Origin of the sequence: Myroides sp. C6-3, assembly GCF_050522425.1 — a bacterium.
Lineage (GTDB): Bacteria > Bacteroidota > Bacteroidia > Flavobacteriales > Flavobacteriaceae > Flavobacterium.
The window spans coordinates 34,380-53,249 of sequence record NZ_JBMVQP010000016.1 but is presented as its reverse complement, the minus strand read 5'-3'; the positions used below and the strand labels follow the sequence as shown (position 1 = coordinate 53,249).

Here is an 18,870-nt window from a genome sequence, read left to right as displayed (position 1 = left end):
AAAAACACCTTTTTTTTAATAAATATTGTTTAAAAAAGAAATGTTCAACCCCAAGAGCGCTATTGGCATTCTCTCCTATAAAAAAATCCCACCGGAAGAGATGAGATTTTTTGGTTATAATCGATTGTGTATCTGTTTAAAATAGTCAAAAGCCTTTGCCACGGATGTTCCATACCACGAAAACATTTCTCCTTCAACAAAGATCGTTTTACCGTGATGCGTAAATCGCCCTATTTCGAATGCATCTTCTTCTTGAAACGCATAAGGGATAGAGGGTAAAAATACGAGTTCTGGATCTCCTTGTATGCGTATCTTTCTGATTTCCACTTCTGGATAAGTCTCTACTCTACTCGCATAAACATTTTCAAACTGATTTAGGGTTAGTAATTCCTGTATAAAGGTTCCTTCCCCTGCTACAGTATGCGGATCTTTACCTACAAAATACGCCACTTTATACCTGGGCTTATCGCTTACAAAATCCATCAAGTCTCGTTGGCCATACTGTATTTTATCCATCCACTTGCGCGCTTCTGTGCGTTTATTGAAGAGTTGCCCTAAAGCTTCTATCATTTGTATATTTTGATCCATCGTTCGGACATTGCTGAGCCATACGGGACAAATTTCCTGTAATTGCTCTATCCTCTCCAGGGTATTCTCCTCTACATTGGCTATAATAATATCGGGATTCACCAACTTAATCTGGTCAACAGCTACGTTTTTGGTTTCTCCTACTATTGTTTTGGTAACCCTTAAATGATAGGGATGCACACACGCTGTTGTAACACCTACCAATTCATCTTCAAGTCCCAAGTCAAAAAGTGTCGCTGTAAGCGATGGAACCAAGGACACAATGCGCTTTGGCGCTTGCTCAAACCTGTGTTCACGACCAAGTTGATCCTTTACTACTAGCATAATCTCTCTTTTAAAATCTCTTGCATTTCTCTTTGCATTTTCAACGCCTCTTCTCTCGCTTTTTCTGCGAAGTCGGCTTGATTAGATGCATATATAATCCCCCTTGAAGAATTGATCAACAACCCTACATTGTCAGCTAATCCATATTGACATACCTCTTTTAGGCTACCTCCTTGTGCACCAACACCAGGTACTAACAAGAAACTATTCGGTACCACTTGGCGAATATCTTTAAAATATTCTGCTTTAGTAGCGCCTACAACATACATAAGTTGATCGGCATTTTTGTATTGTTGCGATGTTTCTATCACCTTTTTATACAAGGGTTCGCCATCTATCATTTGGGTTTGAAAATCAAAAGCACCTTCGTTTGAGGTCAACGCCAACAAAATAGTGTGTTTATTTTCAAAAGCTAAGAATGGTTCGACTGAATCTTTTCCCATATAAGGCGCAACTGTTACGCTGTCGAAAGCCATGTCTTCAAAGAAAGCTTTTGCATACATGGAAGCCGTATTGCCAATATCCCCACGTTTTGCATCTGCAATCGTAAACATAGCGGGATAGTTTTCTTTGATATAAGCAATAGTCTTTTTTAGCGATTCCCAACCTTTAATCCCATAAGCTTCAAAAAAGGCAATATTGGGTTTATAAGCGACGGCTAAATCATGAGTAGCGTCAATAATAGCTTTGTTAAAGCTAAAAATAGGATCCTCTTCTTCTAATAAAAAAGCGGGAATTTTAGTCAAATCAACGTCTAAACCTACACATAAAAAGGATTGCTTACGCTGAATTTGCTCTAGGAGTTGTTGTGTTGTCATGCTTTACTAGTTGAAAAAAAACCACACTGCCTAGTGTGGTTTCTCTTTATATTGCGGTTTAATAAACTTCGCTTTCTTTTAATTTTTCTGTATTACTTACCAACTGTAGTTCTTCTACAATTTTCTGAATCCCACCGTTCATAACACCATCTAAATCATAGAGCGTTAATCCAATGCGGTGATCTGTAACACGTCCTTGTGGATAGTTATACGTTCTGATTTTTGCAGAACGGTCTCCACTACTTACTTGAGAGTTACGTTTTTTAGCATCTTCTTCTTGCTTTTTCGCCAATTCCATTTCGTATAGACGAGAACGCAATACCGATAAAGCTTTGTCCTTATTCTTGTGCTGTGATTTCTCATCTTGACATTGTGCGACTAATCCTGTTGGAATATGCGTCATACGCACAGCAGATTTAGTTGTGTTTACTGACTGTCCTCCAGGTCCAGAGGAACAGAACAAATCAATACGCACATCATTCATATCGATATGAACGTCAAATTCTTCTGCTTCAGGCAACACCATTACGGTTGCGGCTGAAGTATGAACACGTCCTTGTGTCTCTGTCTGAGGTACACGTTGTACACGGTGAACTCCAGCTTCAAACTTCAAAGTTCCATATACATCTTCTCCGGTTACTTCGAAAATAATTTCCTTATAACCTCCTGATGTTCCTTCATTCACATCCACAATTGAAGTTCTCCACCCTCTTGACTCGCAATATTTAGTGTACATTCTGAATAAATCTCCAGCAAAAATACTAGCCTCATCTCCTCCTGTACCTGCGCGAACTTCAACCATTACGTTTTTCGCATCTTCTGGATCTTTTGGAATTAAGAGAAATTTAATCTCCTCTTCGAGTTCCGGTAAACGATCTTTCGCTTCTTCTAGCTGCATTTTGGCCATTTCTACCATTTCGGCATCGCTTCCGTCCGCTAAAATCTCATTCGCTTCTGTTATATTTCCAGTTAGACTTAAATACTCTGTTCGTTTTTCAACCAACTGTTTTAAATCTTTATATTCTTTGTTTAATTGAACATAGCGCTTCTGATCAGCAATAACATCTGGCTGAATAATCAAATCAGATACTTCGTCAAAACGTTGTTTTATAATTTGTAATCTATCTATCATATCTAGAAAAGAGATAATTTAATTGGATTGCAAAGTTAAAAAAAAAGAGGAATATATTCACATATTCCTCTTCATTTCGCTTAATTCTCTGTTTTATTTTTTAATTTCTACCGCAATATCCACGTCAGACCATGTTTTTCCTTCGTGTAGCGCGTTACAAGCTTCATGCAAAGCATTGAAAGCGTCTTGTGCAGTGAAGTCTGCTAAAATATCAATTGATCCTTTTAGTTGGACTCCACTTTCTGTAGCAACATAAGTAAATTCCTTTTCTTTTGTGATTCCATTCAATGTCAAGTTCACTAAAACTTTTCCATCTTTAAACTCACCAAAGAATCCATTGATATTCCCTACTAGCTTACTAAAGAAGTTTAAACGAAGCGTTTCATCTCTTGCAGGATCTCCAGTACTAGCTGAACTAGTAACAATTGAGAACTGTGCTCCTTTTAATCCTTCTTCTAAAGTCGCTGCCTCTTGGTTAACTTCTGATAATTTAATTTGATCAAATGTTCCTTTTACCCCAACTTTCTCTGGCGTTTTAAAAGCAGTCCATTCAACCGCGTACGTCAATTCTTTTTGTTTTGGCGTTTCTGCAGTTTGTTCTACGGTCTGCTCCTTTTGATCGGCTGATTTTTTATCTCCACATGAAATAGCAACTAAGCTAATCAAAGCCAGTGCTAAAATTGATTTTTTCATAGTATACAATTGAGTTTTGTTTTGTTGAAGCATCTAATGTACAAAAAGCATTTTACAATTTAACTGCTTCAAAAATTAAAATTTCCTTAAAAAAGAAAGATTCTTCCTTGTTCCCATCCTCAATTCTAAACAAAAATGCTAAACAAAGACAGAGTCTCCTCACACTTGGCCACGCAACAATTTATCCCTAACTGAATACGTGATAAACAAAGCTCCATCACGGTTAGCAAAAGTTTGTCCTAACCAAAATAATCAAGCACCAAGAAAAAACGGCAATCCTCAAATAACAAAAGCAGTAAACGACCGTTTACTGCTTTTGTTATTTGGAGTATATCCTTGCTTATTTTCTTTCTGGTATTTGTTTTAAAATCTCCAAAACAAAGTTCCAAAACTTTTGAAGTGACTCAATGTTTGCGCGTTCTGCAGGAGAGTGAGCTCCTTTGATTGTCGGACCAAAAGAAATCATATCCATCGTTGGATAATGCGTTCCTAAAATCCCACATTCTAAACCTGCATGACAAGCCACTACATTTGGTTTTTCATTGTGTTGTTTTTCGTAAATATCCACTAACACATCTAAAATTGCCGATTCTGGATTTGGACTCCATCCTGGGTATGAACCTGAAAACTCAACTTCACAGCCCATTAATTCAAAAGCAGAACGCAACCCATTAGCAACATCCATTTTAGATGACTCAACGGAAGAACGCGTTAAGCACTTCACTGTTAATTGTCCATTTCCTACTTCAACTTTAGCAATATTGTTTGATGCTTCTACTAAATCATCAAAATCAGGACTCATACGAAATACACCATTATGCGCAGTGTACATAGAACGAACAAAGAAATACTGAGCCATAGACGGCATCACTTTCTTAGGCGTTTCTGCTGCGTCTAATTTGTCAAAAATGATTTCTAATTCAGGATCTACAGTGTGTAATTCCGCTTTAATTTCCTCTACAATTTGAGTCATATCATACACAAACGCTTCGTCGTACATTTGAGCAATTACTACTGTTGCCACGCTCTCACGTGGAATAGCGTTGCGCAAACTTCCTCCTTTAATCGTTGCAATCTGAAGTCCAAAATTATCAAAAGAATCAAACAACAAACGGTTCATAATTTTGTTGGCATTCCCTAATCCTTTGTGAATATCCATTCCCGAATGCCCACCATTCAATCCTTTTACTGTAATTCTGTACCCTACTGCATCTTCTGGCGCATCTTCTTCATCGTATTCTGCAGAAGCCGTTACATCAATTCCTCCAGCACATCCGATATCAATTTCATCGTCTTCTTCTGTATCTAAATTTAAAAGGATTTCTCCCTCTAACAACCCACCTTTTAAGCCTTTTGCTCCAGTCATTCCCGTTTCTTCATCAATGGTAAATAACGCTTCAATTGCTGGGTGTGGGATATCATTACTTTCTAGAATCGCCATAATAGTGGCAACTCCCAATCCGTTATCTGCTCCTAAAGTTGTTCCTTTTGCACGTACCCAACCTTCTTCTACATACATCTCGATACCTTGGGTGTCAAAATCAAAATCAGTATCGTTGTTTTTTTGGTGAACCATATCCAAGTGCGATTGCATCACAATCGTTTTTCTGTTCTCCATTCCTGCTGTTGCCGGTTTTTTGATGATAACGTTACCTACTTCATCTTGGATTGTTTCTAGTCCTAATGACTTTCCGAAGTCTACCATAAAAGCAATTACGCGTTCTTCTTTTTTAGATGGACGCGGTACTGCATTTAAATCAGCAAACTTATTCCATACTTGTTTAGGTTCTAAGTTTCTTATTTCTTGGTTCATAATTTCAATATAGATTCTTATTATTCCTTGTTCTTCAAAGGTAAACTATTCTCTTTAAAAATGGGGCACTAGCTGCGTTTTTGTTCTTGATGCTTCTTTTTTTATTTAAAAACACACCAAGCAATACATTAACCAAACAACCTTAATCTACTTTAGGAGAGGTTATTGTAGTTCCAATACTAGCGAAAACCACACAAGCTACAGACAGCCATTGGATAAGACTTAATGCTTCTCCCAAAAACAACAATCCACTCAATGCAGCGAAAGCTGGGTGCAAACTCGTCAGAATACTAAAGCTCTTAGCTGGGATGCGTTTCATTGCAACTAAATCCAAGGTAAATGGCAAGGAACTAGACAGAATAGCTACGGCTAATCCCAAAAAGAAATACGGCCATGTTAGATGTACCAATCCCCCTGAAGCAATACCAAAAGGAACAATAATCATTGCGGCAAACATAGTTCCTATGGATACTGCTGTGCGACCATCAATTAGTTGTGTAACCTTACTTCCCATAACGATATAGCCCACCCAAAACATACCTGCCATAAATGCCATTCCCAATCCTAGTAGATCTACGTTATTGCTCTTCCATGGCACAATTAACATAATTCCAATACAAGCTAATAAAGCCCATAGCACATCCAATACCCTTCTCGACAAAAACAAAGCCAAGAGCAAAGGACCAACGAATTCAACTGTAACACCTAAACCTAAAGGCACCCGTTCAATAGCAAAATAAAAGAGTAAATTCATTCCTCCTATACTACATCCATAGCCTAAACAACAGAGCCATTGTTTTTTAGTTAATGATTTTAGTTTCGGTCTATTAATAAGTAGCAGTAAGATAGCTGATAGACCAATGCGCAAGGAACTTGCACCCGCTGGACCTAAGACAGGAAACAGCTTTTTTGCTAAAGACGCACCACCTTGAACACACATTATGGAAGTCAAAGCGGCCGAAATAGCAGTTTTTTTTTCACTCATTTCAAACGATTAAACACCTAAACTCTCCCTCTACTGAGGACACCGTTTACATTTCCCGCAAAAGTACTGCTTCAAACCAACTATCGCAATGGAAAATTCGTATTTATTTTAACCATAAAGCGAATTAAAATTAAAAAAACTTAACTAGCTCGAAAATTGGCATGTTGAGTAGCGGTAAAGAAATCGCAAAAAATTTGATGGATCGGTTGGTCCACTTGTGTGCCTTTAATCCCCAATTGAACGTAAACTTGAGTGAGGCTTAGTGTTAACTGTTCGACTAACACTATACCGAAACGGTGAATCTTCTCTTCTAGATTTGGCGAAACAATATCACCTGAAACTAATACACCTTCCACTTGATTCGCATAAGCTAGGGTATCTTCGAACGATTTTTCAATGTCTTGCATCACCCCTTGTACTTTCGTATGAACCACGTGTTTTTGCGCTTCTTCCATAAAGTGATGAGCTATTCCAATATAGTTAACAAGTAAGGTCAAATCAGCAAAAACGCGAAAGGGGATTTTCGTTACAATATCATCTGTATAAAAGGTATCATATACAAAGTGATGATCCGCAGGGATAGTCACCTGTTCAACTTGAAAAGAAAATGTTCCTGTTGCTTTCATTCCCATTGACTTCCAATTTGGGATGATTGTCACTTGATCTTTTGCTACGATGAAAGAACGAACTACAGGTTCTCCTTTGTCGTTTACGAGTTGTTTGCCTTGTTTAAACACATGCGCATTGAGTGTGAAGTGACTCAAATAAGGAGCTCCAGTTGCGTAATGCCACAAACCATTTATGATATAACTACCGTCTTCCTGTTTCTCTGCAGTACCACCAATCATACCGCTTCCACCAAAACAAGTGCGCTCATTGCTAAATAGTTTCTTGGCAGTTGTTGGCATCATATTGCGAGAAAAGTAATTTGCCCCCGAACACAGCGTCAACATCCAGCCTAAACTGCCATCTATCTTAGCCCATTCATATAAATGTGAAAGTCCCGTTTCGAAATCACACCCCAATCCACCATACCTTTTGGGCACCCAAATTTGGAGCCATCGTTTCTGGTAAATATATTCAATGACCTCTTTATTAATAGCTGTTGCTCCTTGCATCGCTTGTCTAACTTCACTAATTTCTAGCATAGCGTTCTTCCTTTAAGATTCGATTCCATTTAATATATCCCAAAACCGCTACCGTGAACAAAAACAGGGTAAGTCCGGCATAGAGGTATAAGTTCTTATGTAACATCAGTGGGATGGAAATCAAATTACTGATATTCAATAAAATCCAATTTTCAATTTTTCTTTTCGCCATCAACCACATTCCCGCCCAAGCAAAAGCACTCACTAGTGAGTCCCAAATAGGCACGTCAGAATCTGTGTAATGTGTGAGGAAAAACCAAAATAAACCAAAAGTAAATACGACAATTCCTAAGACAATGAATTTCTCCTGAACATTGGTTATAGTAATACGAGCTTCTTCCTTTTGTTTGCCGTATTTCCAAAAGAGCCAACCATAGATACTCATCACTAAATAGTAAAGATTGAGCGCAAACTCAGCATAGAGTTTAGCCATGATCATGACATAAAGTGTCAACGATATACCAGCAATACCAAAGAGATAGTTATTGGAATTATTTCTTGAAGCAAGTACGACTTGAATCATAGAGAAAAAGACACCGAGCCATTCGGTCCATGTAGTTTGTTGTAAGATTTCCTGCATCATATTAACTTAACGAAGTAAATGATGAGATGATAAATGGTTGATCCCTACGCTAGCATTACCTAGATCAGGTGTGGAAACAAGTTCCAGGGTATCATCTCAGCCACATCGAAATGCAGCACCCCTTTCGAGGGGCAAAGTTGACGTTTTTTTTTGACACAAAAAAATCTGATCTTCCATTCCACCACCTCTAACAAGTAAATAGCAATAACATAGTCACTTATATCACATAGCCTGTAAACTTAAAGCTCCAATGCGCTTCAGTTTTACGCGTACTTCTTCCGTCCAAGGCAAGCCAATACTCACTCGAATACAATTCTGAAACTGTCTTTGTACTGTAAACATACGTCCTGGTGCAATGCTAATTCCCTCCTTGATACATAGGTCATACAATTTAAGTGTATTGACTCCTTCTTGAAATTCCACCCATAAAGACAAACCTCCTTCTGGACGCGTAACTTTTGTTCCCTTAGGGAAATCGCGAATAATCACAGCTACAATTTTTTGATAATTGGCATACAAATTCTGCCTCAATTTGCGCAAGTGCTTTTCATATTTTCCCGATTTCATAAAATTCGCTACAGCCTCCTGTACAATAGCAGGGGAAGAAATAGCGTGAATAAGCTTTTGCTGCATCACTTGTTCTTGATATTTCCCAGCACTTACCCAGCCTACGCGATACCCAGGCGCTAGTGTTTTGGAAATAGAACTACACCAAAGTACATTACCTGTTGTATCAAAAGCTTTACAACACAGGGGGCGTTTGCCATTAAAATTCAAATCGCCATAAACATCATCTTCAATTAAAGGAATATTATGTTGAGCCAATAAGTCCACGATTTTTTTCTTATTTGCTGTAGGCATACAGCTTCCAAATGGGGTGTTGTAATTGGAAATCAGCAAACAAATATCAATAGTTGAACAAGCTTGTTCTAATGCATCAATCTTTACTCCTGTAACAGGATCCGTTGGCAACTCAACCACTTTAAATCCCAAGTCAAGCGCCAATTGAAATATACCCGGATAACATGGACTCTCGATCGCAACTGTATCTCCTGGTTTGCCTAAAGCCAACAAGCACAAAGATATCGCGTGAATACTTCCATTTGTAGTTACAATATCGTCTTCTGTCAAATTTCCTCCCCAATGCAAAGAGCGAGAAGCTATCATTCTTCTTAAGTTGCTATTTCCTCTAACGGATTCATAATCCATTCCGCCATAAGTCAACTGTTTTGTTGCTTGTATCAACTCCTTTTTCATCTGAACACTCGGTAAAAACTCCCCATACAGAGAGTTAAACGAAAACAAGGTCAACGCCTCATTTCCCATATTTGCATATACCTTATTGATGATCTTTTTGGGAACATCAATATCGGCTAAAGGTGTTGGATTACTCGCTTGTGGCAAAGGTAAGTCGGCATAATTGACGTGACTCACAAAATAACCCGATTGAGGAACAGCTAACACCAAAGATTCCGACTCTAGTTCTAAATATACGCGTTTTGCAGTATTCATGCTGATGTTGTGTGTTTTACACAACGCGCGAATCGAAGGCAAGCGATCTCCTTTTTTTAGTACGCCTTTTCGGATTTGAGTACCAAGGTTTTCTGCTAGGCGCAAATAGATGTATTTCTCATTCATATCGTAAACTGTAACCATTCAAATATACAAAACTGCGACTGTGTTTATTGTTAAATTCGGTCTACTTTTGAAAAAAAAACAAACTACATGACTACAGCTACTGTAACTCACACTTCAAACGGATGGACAAACGGCTTGATTGGCGTACTTTTATTTAGCGGTTCTATGCCCGCAACAAAGGTCGCCGTACTGAGTTTAGATCCTATTTTTGTAACTTTGGTTCGCGCTTTAATCGCGGCTCTCCTTGCTGCATTTTTCTTATTTTACCACAAAGCTTCTATTCCTACTAAGGTAGAATCGAAATCACTCATTCTCGTTTCGATTGGTGCGGTTATTGGTTTTCCTCTTTTATCTTCACTAGCCTTGCAACATATGACAGCTGCACGATCGTTAGTTTTTGTAGGAACCCTTCCATTGAGTACGGCTATTTTTGCTGTTTTACGTGGGAAAGAGAAACCTAAACCTCTTTTTTGGTTCTTTGCTTTGTTAGGCAGTGCCTTGGTTGTGGACTTTGCTTATGCTCAACATGCAACTAGTTCACTAACTGGAGATTTACTCATGCTTGCGGCCATTATTTTATGTGGTTTAGCTTATGCAGAAGGGGCTGTTTTAACTAAAAGTATGGGAGGTAGTCAAGTCATTTCCTGGGCTATTATTTACGCTTTACCCCTCTTAATTCCTGCTGTTTTTTTCTTTATTCCTTCTGATTTTCGCCCTGTACAAACAGACACTTGGATTAGCCTCTTGTATTTGGGAACCATGAGTATGTTTACTGGTTTTATCTTTTGGTATAAGGGGTTAGCACAAGGTGGTATTGCCTCTGTAGGACAACTGCAATTGCTTCAACCTTTCTTTGGTTTGGCACTCGCTGCTTTTTTCTTGAAAGAGCACATTTCGCTTGCTATGCTAGTAGTTACCCTAGGAGTAGTTGGATGTGTTGCAGCAAGTAAGCGATTTAACTGAACCAAGGGCAGCTAGAGCTGCCGTCACATATACTACTCCAATGCCATTCTTTTTGAAGGTAAATGCCAAATACGAGATAGAAAACACCACTGGAGTAAAATAAAAAGCTGATTATAGCTCCAATCTTTAAATTTTTAAATTGAAAAACAGCAAAGTCAAGCAATACACTTTTTTGTTGTATTTTTCTTTTAGTTTCAACGCGAACAAATAGGGCAAATGAGAAGCAGGTAATACAAAAATACATAAGAGAAGCTGCGGATAATCCTTGATCAACTAAGGTCGTCAATGGGTAAATAAAGCTAATTAACCCCAAACTAAGCCAAAATGTACCGGGGTGATCAATTTGCTCCTCCGTCTTTTTTTCTTGGTTTTATAAAGTTAGAATAGCCAATGATAAAGCCAATAAACCAATAGGGACATTGACTAGAAATATCACACGCCACCCCAAATCAAAAGCGTTCCACGCTATTAATAGCGCACCTAAATACTGTCCTAGTGCCGCCGTAATTCCAAAGGTGAAACTGTATAAAGCCATAACAAGTCGCTTCTCTCCTTCGTCAAATAACGTATGCAGAATCGCCAGTACTTGTGGAATCATAATCGCTCCACTTATTCCTTGTAATACCCTGCCGACTAGCATGACTTGAGTAGACTGTGCTAAGCCACAAAGAGTTGATGCGATGATAAATCCAAACAAGCCAGTTAAAGACGTTGTTTTTCGCCCGTAAATATCGCCTATTCGCCCGCCTGATATCTGAAATACGGCATAAGCACAGGTATAAAAAGAAATGATCATCTGCAACTGACTGTTACTGGAATACAAAGACTCCTGTATAGCAGGCAAAGCCAAATTGACAATATAAAAGTCTGACGGCGACAATATCGTTGCGAGTAGCAGTATAAAAAGAATAAACCATTTGTTTTTCACTCTCATCTTTTTGTAATTTCTCCCCCAATTTAGGGGTTATTAGTGCTACAAACTTCGCGAAGTTTGAACAAGTAGAACCCACGTCAAAGGGTGTAAAAACAACGAAAAAAGAAGTAATTTCCTTTAGCAGCTACAGAGAAACAACTATCTTATTTAAAATCAATATAAATACTTACTTTTGTACTAGTAACAGAGTAGGTCATGGAACAATTTAACAAATCACCCCATTTTCTCATTCAACAACAACACGTTAAGAAAGAGGAATTTCAAATGGATATTACAGAAATCCACACTCCCCTTGCGACCATTAAGCACGGGACCTATACCGCTGTTCGCGACTTTTACCACAAAGTACTTCCCACAAAAGAAGCTATTCTCAGTTGCAACTGTTTGGTTGGAAGTAGCACTACCCTCAATCACGATAACTTAGATATTGGCGAACAAGGATCTCTTTTTATTCCACGAACAAGCAGTTCCTTATGAGCATCTAATGAAAACGGATGCAAATAATAAAGGAGAGTTTTTAGAAATTGCTGTAGCTCCAAGTTTTATAGCTCAACTTTTTGTTGAAGAAAAAGAGTACTTAGCCGAATTATTGGAAGGGAAATCTCCAACATTGAGCTTTGATTTAAATCTAGCTGCACTACAAGTCTTAAAACAACTAAGCAACAATCCGTATCAAGGAAGTTTAGCCCTTCACTATCTTCACAATAAAATTGAAGAATTTCACCTTTTGCAATATCAAAATTGGCGTTATAGTCAAAAGCCGATCTCCCACGCTTTACACCCCAAAGACAAAGCTATATTACATCAGATAAAACACTATATCACAATGAATTACAATCAAAGCTTTACACTAACAGAACTCGCTCATCAAGCGGGAATTAACCAAACTAAATTAAAGCAAGGATTTAAGGCTTTGTTCGGTCAAACTACTTTTCAATACCTCCACGATTTGCGCATGCAACAAGCACTGGAACTCCTTCAAAATCAAACGCATACGATCGGAGAAATTGCTGAAATGGTGGGGTATAAACATAGCCATCACTTTACAACAGCATTTAAGAAATACTACGGATGCTTCTACTAAAATCAAGTAATTCCTTGTCTATTACTTCAGTACCATAAAAAAAACGCGCTTTGTATGCAAAGCGCGCTTTCGACGTTTATTATATTCCCCTACAAAGTAGGAACCAGTAACCCCTTACTAGTTAATTTTCTGATTGTATTAATTCAATGCGTTTAAAATAGCAATAACCTCTTGCGTTGTTCCTATTTTTAAATCTTGTGCCTTAATCTCAATCATTTGATTCTTTTCTACCTTAACTTCTTTAATTGCATACACTACTTTATTGGTGTTTCCATCTACTGAAATAAAGAAAATATAGCCTTCTAATCCAACAGGTACCCAGCCATAATGTTCAGTAAATACATCTCCTAATTCTGGGTGATTTAAGAAAACATCCAAATGCGCCAATCCTTCTTCGTTTTTAACTCCTAAGTAAACTGCAGCATTTTCGTAGTTATATCCTTGTGGTGCTTTTACGAAAAATTGCGTTTTTTCACCTTCTTCACTAGCATATTTATCGATGTTTGTCCATCCTATTTCTGAAGGTAAATCATTCCATCCATTCAAGTATAACACATAATTTTCTTCATTCTGGTCATTACCTAAGAACGCCATTTCTGTTTGAATAGGAATTTCTGTAAAAGTCAGATCGTCTTTCTCATTTATATTCCCTTGCCAAAGCAACATATCTTCTTGAAACCCTCGGGTATTCGCAACAGGAACGGTCATGTTAATTCCGTAATGCGTTACTTGTTAACCGTTTACTTTAATGTCAAAATAAAACTCACCTCCCGTAATAATAAACCCTCGATACCCCTCAACTTTAAGGCGTCCATAGTCGTCCTTTTCATATTCAAAACCTCCTCCTTCATTTCTCTCTGGATAAATTCCCATTGTCGGACGATTGGCAAGTGCCATCACTCCTTTATCATATAGCTCAATAAAAGTGCAAGTTACTTCATCACCTTCTTTTATCTCCTTATCGTTTATATACAAATAACTAACCTCTACTTTTACGCCTTTTTTACTGGTAAAAGAAAATCCTCTTTCTTCATTGAGTAAAGCGTTAATCTGTTGCTTTTCTCCTTCTAATACTTGTTTTCTTAAGTTATTAAATTCCACGGTTGACGGAACGCTAATTTCCTCTGGTCTAGGATTAGGATCTGGTGATACACTAGTGTCATCACTACTACAAGAGGTTACGACTATAGCACTGAACAACAAAACAAATGCGGTAATGACTTCAAATCTCTTTTTCATAATTTTTAATTTATTTTGATTCCAAAACTATTAAATAGTTTCTATAAAAACGAAATAAAATTATACCATAAATAACTAAACTATGCAATTACAAAAAATACAATACTAAAATTAGTTAAAATAAATAATATTCAACATTAACTAATACGCTATGGGTATAAAGAAAAAGGACGCTCTACACTCTTGCGCGACGTCCTTTTCTCCTTCTTTAGAGTTATTTCATCTTTTTTCGCGATCTTTGTACATGAAGTCAACAGCGACATTACGTATAATTTGCACCCTAGATCATGACTAAAACTGAAAAAGTAAATTTTGTTCTTGAAACGTTAGATGCCTTGTATCCGGAAATTCCGATTCCATTAGATCACAAAGATGCCTATACCCTATTAATTGCGGTACTTCTATCGGCACAATGTACGGATGAACGCGTGAATAAAATCACCCCGATCTTATTTGCTAAAGCGGATAATCCATATGATATGGTAAAGATGACCGTAGAGGAAATCCAAGAGATCATTCGTCCTTGTGGTTTGTCCCCTATGAAGAGCAAAGGAATCTATGGGTTGTCAAAAATTTTGATTGAAGAACACGGCGGTAAAGTACCTGCCGATATGGAAGCCTTAGAGCGTTTACCTGCCGTTGGACACAAAACAGCTTCAGTAGTAATGGCACAAGCCTTTGATATTCCTGCATTTCCTGTAGATACCCACATCCATCGTTTGTTATACCGTTGGGGATTTTCCAATGGAAAAAGTGTGCAACAAACCGAAAAAGACGCCAAGCGTTTATTTCCCAAAGACCAATGGAATAAGTTGCACTTGCAATTGGTATGGTACGGACGTCAATATTCTCCAGCAAGAGCTTGGAAATTAGAGCTCGATATCATCACTAGTGTAATTGGACGTAAAACAGTACTCAACGAATACTATAAAAAACAAGAAAAAAAAGCATCGAAATAATCGATGCTTTTTTTAGTTTATTTTTGATACGTCCAATTTGGCGTCCATAAAATCACTTAAAGCTAAGTGTGACCAAAACTTAGAATAGGTCAATAACTTTTCTACCAATTCAGGTTGAGGCAACATCACATCCCTTGCTTTTAAAAGAGTTTTGTAGTTTTTCTTCATAAAAAATCTATTATATTCTCTTTTAAAACGTGCAAAATGCGACTTTATTATAGACTCAATGAAATTTGTTTTTTCTCTAACATTCTTCTCAAATTAATAATAGCATAGCGCATTCTTCCTAAGGCTGTATTGATGCTGACATCGGTTGCTTCTGCAATTTCCTTAAAACTCAAATCTTGATACAAGCGCATTCGTATCACTTCTTGTTGATCTTCTGGCAATTCTAAAATTAATTGTTGTAAATCTTCCGTAATTTGATTTTGAATCAACAATTCTTCTATGGTATCACTATCGTCTTTTAAGAAAGAGAAGAAAGGTGTTTGCTCGGTATCATTGTGAATAACGGTGCGTTTTTCACGTCTATAATGATCCATGATTAAGTTATGTGCAATGCGCATAACCCAGGAGATGAACTTTCCTTCTTCGTTGTATTTTCCTAATTTAAGTGTGTTAATTACTTTTATGAATGTATCTTGAAAGATGTCATTAGTTAGTTCGACATCGTCCAATTTACTAAAAATAAATCCAAATATTTTTGCCTGATGTCTTTTAATTAAAACTTCAAGTGCCTGTTCATTGCCTTTTACATAATGCTGAACTAGCGTTGCATCTGGTAATTGAATTAATTCCATAACAAATTCCTTTTTATAGCGGTTCTATTCTGATCTAAAAAGTACTTTTGTTATATAGGCAATTGATTTTTATGTATTGAGTGACACAAATATATATAAAAATATTTGTTAAAAACAAATTAATTAAAATTATTGTTAAATAACTTAATTTTTTATTGCCTAGCCAAAGCGTTTCATAAACAAAGATAAAAGCGTATTTTTGTGTCTTAAATACAGGATACTCATATGTCTAAAATAGATTTTTCGAAACTAGATCCCAAAAAGAATATTATAATCAAAGGTGCACATCTTCACAACTTAAAGCATATTGATGTTGTGATTCCTAGAAATCAGATGGTTGTTATAACTGGTCTTTCTGGTTCAGGGAAGTCCTCTTTAGCTTTTGATACGTTATATGCGGAGGGTCAACGTCGTTATGTAGAGAGTTTGTCCTCTTATGCTCGTCAATTTTTGGGTCGTATTGATAAACCCAAAGTAGAATATATCAAGGGGATTGCTCCTGCAATTGCGATTGAACAGAAGGTCAACACGACAAATGCTCGTTCAACGGTTGGTACTTCCACGGAGATTTATGATTACATCAAGTTGTTATACGCTCGAATTGGGCGTACCTTCTCTCCTATTTCAGGACAAGAAGTAAAGAAAGATACTGTTACGGATGTTACCTCTTTGATTCAAACATTTCCTTTGGATAGCAAATGGCTTTTATTGGCGCCATTGCTTTTTGAGGAAGACCGCTCACTAGCCGAACATTTGGCTGTTTTACTAAAACAAGGCTATGCTCGTTTATGGGTTAAGGGAGAAACCGTTCGTTTGGATGAGTTTTTAAGTCTAGAAGAATCGATTATTAATCAGTTTTCGCTCACTGATATCTTATTAATTATCGACCGTATTGTTGTAAAAGATACGGACGAGTTTTTCAACCGATTGGGTGATGCGGTAGAAACGGCTTTTTTTGAAGGAAAAGGCAGTTGTTTTATACGTGCCCTAGACGGTGATACGCAGTATGAGTTTAGCAATCGATTTGAATTAGATGGTCTTACATTTTTAGAACCTAATATTCATCTCTTTAGCTTCAACAACCCTTACGGAGCTTGTCCAACGTGTGAGGGTTATGGCAATGTAATAGGTATTGACGAAGAACTTGTATTTCCAAATACGGGATTGTCTGTTTACGAAAATGCAGTATTTCCTTGGCGCGGTGAGACTATGGGATGGTATCGCGATCAATTAGTTCAACATGCCTATAAGTTTGACTTTCCTATACATCGTCCTATTTTTCAACTTACACCAGAAGAAAAAGCCCTGCTATGGGAAGGAAATGAATTCTTTACTGGCTTACATACTTTCTTTGAGGAACTTGAAGAAAAAAATTACAAAATTCAGAATCGCGTATTGCTTTCTAGATATAGAGGGAAGACCAAATGCCCGACTTGTAAAGGGAAACGCTTGAGAAAAGAAGCTAATTATGTTACGATAGGTGGTAAAACAGTTTCTGATCTTGTCGATATGCCTATTGATCAAGTAGGACACTTCTTTAAGGAATTAGAACTCAACAACTATGAGCAACAAGTTGCCAAGCGCTTGTTGATTGAGATTCACAATCGCGTAGGGTTTTTGCTCAATGTGGGCTTATCTTATCTTACCTTAAATCGAAATTCATCTACCCTATCGGGAGGAGAATCTCAACGCATTAACTTAGCTACTTCGCTTGGTAGTAGTTTGGTAGGTTCCATGTATATTCTAGACGAACCTAGTATTGGACTACACCCGAAAGACGGTGAAAAACTCATCGATGTACTTCAACAGCTCAAAGCCTTGGGCAATACGGTTATTATTGTTGAACACGACGAAGAAATCATGCAGGCGGCGGACCAAATTATTGATATTGGACCAGAAGCTGGTACGTTTGGCGGTGAACTTGTTGCACAAGGAACATTAGCGGAGGTATTAAAATCAGATTCTTTAACCGCTCAATATTTAAATGGCACAAGAGCCATTGAGGTACCAAAGAAAAGAAGACCTTATAAGCACTATATTGATATTATTGGAGCACGTGAACACAACCTAAAGAATATTGATGTTCGCCTTCCATTAGACTGTTTAACCGTGATTACTGGAGTTTCTGGTAGTGGAAAAAGTACATTAATCAAGCGTATTTTATTCCCTGCATTGCAAAAAAAATTAACGGGTTTAAGTGATAAACCTGGACAATTCACAGCATTAGAAGGAAAGTTTGATCATATTAAACAGATCGAGTATGTAGATCAGAATCCAATTGGAAGAAGTTCGCGATCAAATCCGGTGACATATATCAAGGCTTATGATGAAATTAGAGATTTATATGCCAAACAAAATACCTCAAAATTAAGAGGATATCAACCCAAACACTTTTCATTTAACGTTGATGGCGGTAGATGTGAGGTGTGTAAAGGAGAAGGAAGTGTAACCGTTGAAATGCAATTCATGGCGGATGTACACTTACCGTGTGAAGCTTGTCATGGAAAGCGCTTTAAAAAAGAAGTATTGGAAGTTAATTTTGAGGGAAAAAATATCGATGATATTTTATCCATGACAATTGACGATGCTTTAGCCTTTTTCAAACAGTACAATCAAACGAAAATTGCCACTCGCTTGCAACCACTACAAGATGTTGGATTGGGGTATGTACAATTAGGGCAATCGTCTTCAACACTTTCAGGAGGAGAAGCTCAACGCATTAAGTTAGCGTCCTTTCTATTGGCGGGATCCACACGCGAAAAAGTACTTTTTGTATTCGATGAACCAACTACAGGATTGCACTTTCACGATATTAAAAAACTTCTAACGGCATTCAATGCCTTGATCGACAAAGGTCATTCTATCTTAGTTATCGAACACAATTTAGATCTAATCAAATGTGCCGACTACATTGTAGATATTGGTCCTGAAGGCGGTGAAAACGGTGGGCAATTGATTGCCTTTGGAACACCGGAAGAAGTTGTACAATGCACTGCATCAAGTACAGGACAATACTTAAAGAATAAATTAAAATAATTTTATTAGAGACAGGAAAGAAGAGAGAAGAAAGGGGACCAAATTTTTCAATCCAAACTACTTTCTTATTACTATAAAAAAATAAAGGACGAGTTGCACACGTCCTTTATTTTTTTAATTTATCTCACTTTGG

General features: G+C 37.4%; 19 protein-coding genes. 5 read left to right on the top strand and 14 right to left on the bottom strand.

The features are described 5' to 3' along the window. Positions 1-114: 114 nt before the first annotated feature. The 9 genes from ACPDG9_RS08620 to ACPDG9_RS08580 form a co-directional block, all read right to left on the bottom strand. Positions 115-912, bottom strand: coding sequence for an ABC transporter substrate-binding protein (locus ACPDG9_RS08620; protein ID WP_430527356.1), 798 nt, complete (start codon positions 910-912; stop codon positions 115-117). Further along, positions 906-1,730, bottom strand: a complete 825-nt coding sequence (gene pyrF, locus ACPDG9_RS08615) for an orotidine-5'-phosphate decarboxylase (RefSeq protein ID WP_430527355.1) — start codon at positions 1,728-1,730, stop codon at positions 906-908. The genes ACPDG9_RS08620 and pyrF overlap by 7 nt, the downstream gene beginning before the upstream one ends. Before the next feature lie 58 nt (positions 1,731-1,788). Then, positions 1,789-2,862, bottom strand: coding sequence for a peptide chain release factor 1 (prfA, locus tag ACPDG9_RS08610; protein ID WP_430527354.1), 1,074 nt, complete (start codon positions 2,860-2,862; stop codon positions 1,789-1,791). A gap of 93 nt (positions 2,863-2,955) precedes the next feature. Further along, the gene (locus tag ACPDG9_RS08605; protein WP_430527353.1) at positions 2,956-3,555 is read right to left on the bottom strand and encodes a YceI family protein; all 600 of its coding nucleotides are present in this window, start codon (positions 3,553-3,555) and stop codon (positions 2,956-2,958) included. A 340-nt stretch (positions 3,556-3,895) separates the two neighbouring features. Beyond that, entirely contained in the window at positions 3,896-5,368 is a 1,473-nt protein-coding gene (locus tag ACPDG9_RS08600) for an aminoacyl-histidine dipeptidase (RefSeq protein ID WP_430527352.1), read from the bottom strand. Between the two features lie 142 nt (positions 5,369-5,510). After that, positions 5,511-6,353 carry an EamA family transporter gene (locus ACPDG9_RS08595; protein WP_430527351.1) on the bottom strand — a complete coding sequence of 281 codons (843 nt, stop codon included), beginning with the start codon at positions 6,351-6,353 and terminating at the stop codon, positions 5,511-5,513. Positions 6,354-6,493: 140 nt separating this feature from the next. After that, entirely contained in the window at positions 6,494-7,501 is a 1,008-nt protein-coding gene (locus tag ACPDG9_RS08590) for a hypothetical protein (protein ID WP_430527350.1), read from the bottom strand. Next, complete coding sequence (gene pnuC, locus ACPDG9_RS08585; RefSeq protein WP_430527349.1) at positions 7,488-8,084, bottom strand: nicotinamide riboside transporter PnuC; 597 nt, start codon at positions 8,082-8,084, stop codon at positions 7,488-7,490. The genes ACPDG9_RS08590 and pnuC overlap by 14 nt, the downstream gene beginning before the upstream one ends. 222 nt (positions 8,085-8,306) lie before the next feature. Further along, positions 8,307-9,722, bottom strand: coding sequence for a PLP-dependent aminotransferase family protein (locus tag ACPDG9_RS08580; protein WP_430527348.1), 1,416 nt, complete (start codon positions 9,720-9,722; stop codon positions 8,307-8,309). Positions 9,723-9,809: 87 nt separating this feature from the next. Between ACPDG9_RS08580 and ACPDG9_RS08575 the strand changes: the two genes are divergently transcribed. Next, entirely contained in the window at positions 9,810-10,685 is an 876-nt protein-coding gene (locus tag ACPDG9_RS08575; protein WP_430527347.1) for a DMT family transporter, read from the top strand. Positions 10,686-11,055: 370 nt separating this feature from the next. Here the strand turns inward: ACPDG9_RS08575 and ACPDG9_RS08570 are convergent, their stop codons facing one another. Beyond that, positions 11,056-11,619 (bottom strand): MFS transporter, encoded by a 564-nt coding sequence (locus ACPDG9_RS08570; protein WP_430527346.1) that lies wholly within the window; start codon positions 11,617-11,619, stop codon positions 11,056-11,058. 195 nt (positions 11,620-11,814) lie between these two features. On the opposite strand from ACPDG9_RS08570, the gene ACPDG9_RS08565 reads away from it, so the two are divergent. Then, positions 11,815-12,096 (top strand): hypothetical protein, encoded by a 282-nt coding sequence (locus ACPDG9_RS08565; RefSeq protein ID WP_430527345.1) that lies wholly within the window; start codon positions 11,815-11,817, stop codon positions 12,094-12,096. Beyond that, positions 12,047-12,703: a helix-turn-helix transcriptional regulator gene (locus ACPDG9_RS08560; protein ID WP_430527344.1), complete on the top strand. Its 657-nt coding sequence runs from the start codon at positions 12,047-12,049 to the stop codon at positions 12,701-12,703. Before ACPDG9_RS08565 ends, ACPDG9_RS08560 begins: the two co-directional genes overlap by 50 nt. Before the next feature lie 138 nt (positions 12,704-12,841). Here the strand turns inward: ACPDG9_RS08560 and ACPDG9_RS08555 are convergent, their stop codons facing one another. Together ACPDG9_RS08555 and ACPDG9_RS08550 are read right to left on the bottom strand one after the other, a co-directional pair. Further along, positions 12,842-13,411 (bottom strand): hypothetical protein, encoded by a 570-nt coding sequence (locus ACPDG9_RS08555; RefSeq protein WP_430527343.1) that lies wholly within the window; start codon positions 13,409-13,411, stop codon positions 12,842-12,844. Between the two features lie 24 nt (positions 13,412-13,435). Next, complete coding sequence (locus ACPDG9_RS08550; protein WP_430527342.1) at positions 13,436-13,942, bottom strand: hypothetical protein; 507 nt, start codon at positions 13,940-13,942, stop codon at positions 13,436-13,438. Positions 13,943-14,229: 287 nt separating this feature from the next. Here ACPDG9_RS08550 and ACPDG9_RS08545 point away from each other — a divergent pair, with 287 nt between their 5' ends. Further along, entirely contained in the window at positions 14,230-14,901 is a 672-nt protein-coding gene (locus tag ACPDG9_RS08545) for an endonuclease III domain-containing protein (protein ID WP_430527341.1), read from the top strand. A gap of 12 nt (positions 14,902-14,913) precedes the next feature. Here ACPDG9_RS08545 and ACPDG9_RS08540 read toward each other — a convergent pair whose 3' ends face one another. Further along, positions 14,914-15,069, bottom strand: a complete 156-nt coding sequence (locus ACPDG9_RS08540) for a hypothetical protein (RefSeq protein ID WP_430527340.1) — start codon at positions 15,067-15,069, stop codon at positions 14,914-14,916. A gap of 47 nt (positions 15,070-15,116) precedes the next feature. Next, entirely contained in the window at positions 15,117-15,701 is a 585-nt protein-coding gene (locus ACPDG9_RS08535; RefSeq protein WP_430527339.1) for an RNA polymerase sigma factor, read from the bottom strand. A 225-nt stretch (positions 15,702-15,926) separates the two neighbouring features. Here ACPDG9_RS08535 and uvrA point away from each other — a divergent pair, with 225 nt between their 5' ends. Further along, positions 15,927-18,737, top strand: coding sequence for an excinuclease ABC subunit UvrA (gene uvrA / locus ACPDG9_RS08530; protein ID WP_430527338.1), 2,811 nt, complete (start codon positions 15,927-15,929; stop codon positions 18,735-18,737). The last annotated feature ends 133 nt before the right edge of the window (positions 18,738-18,870 follow it).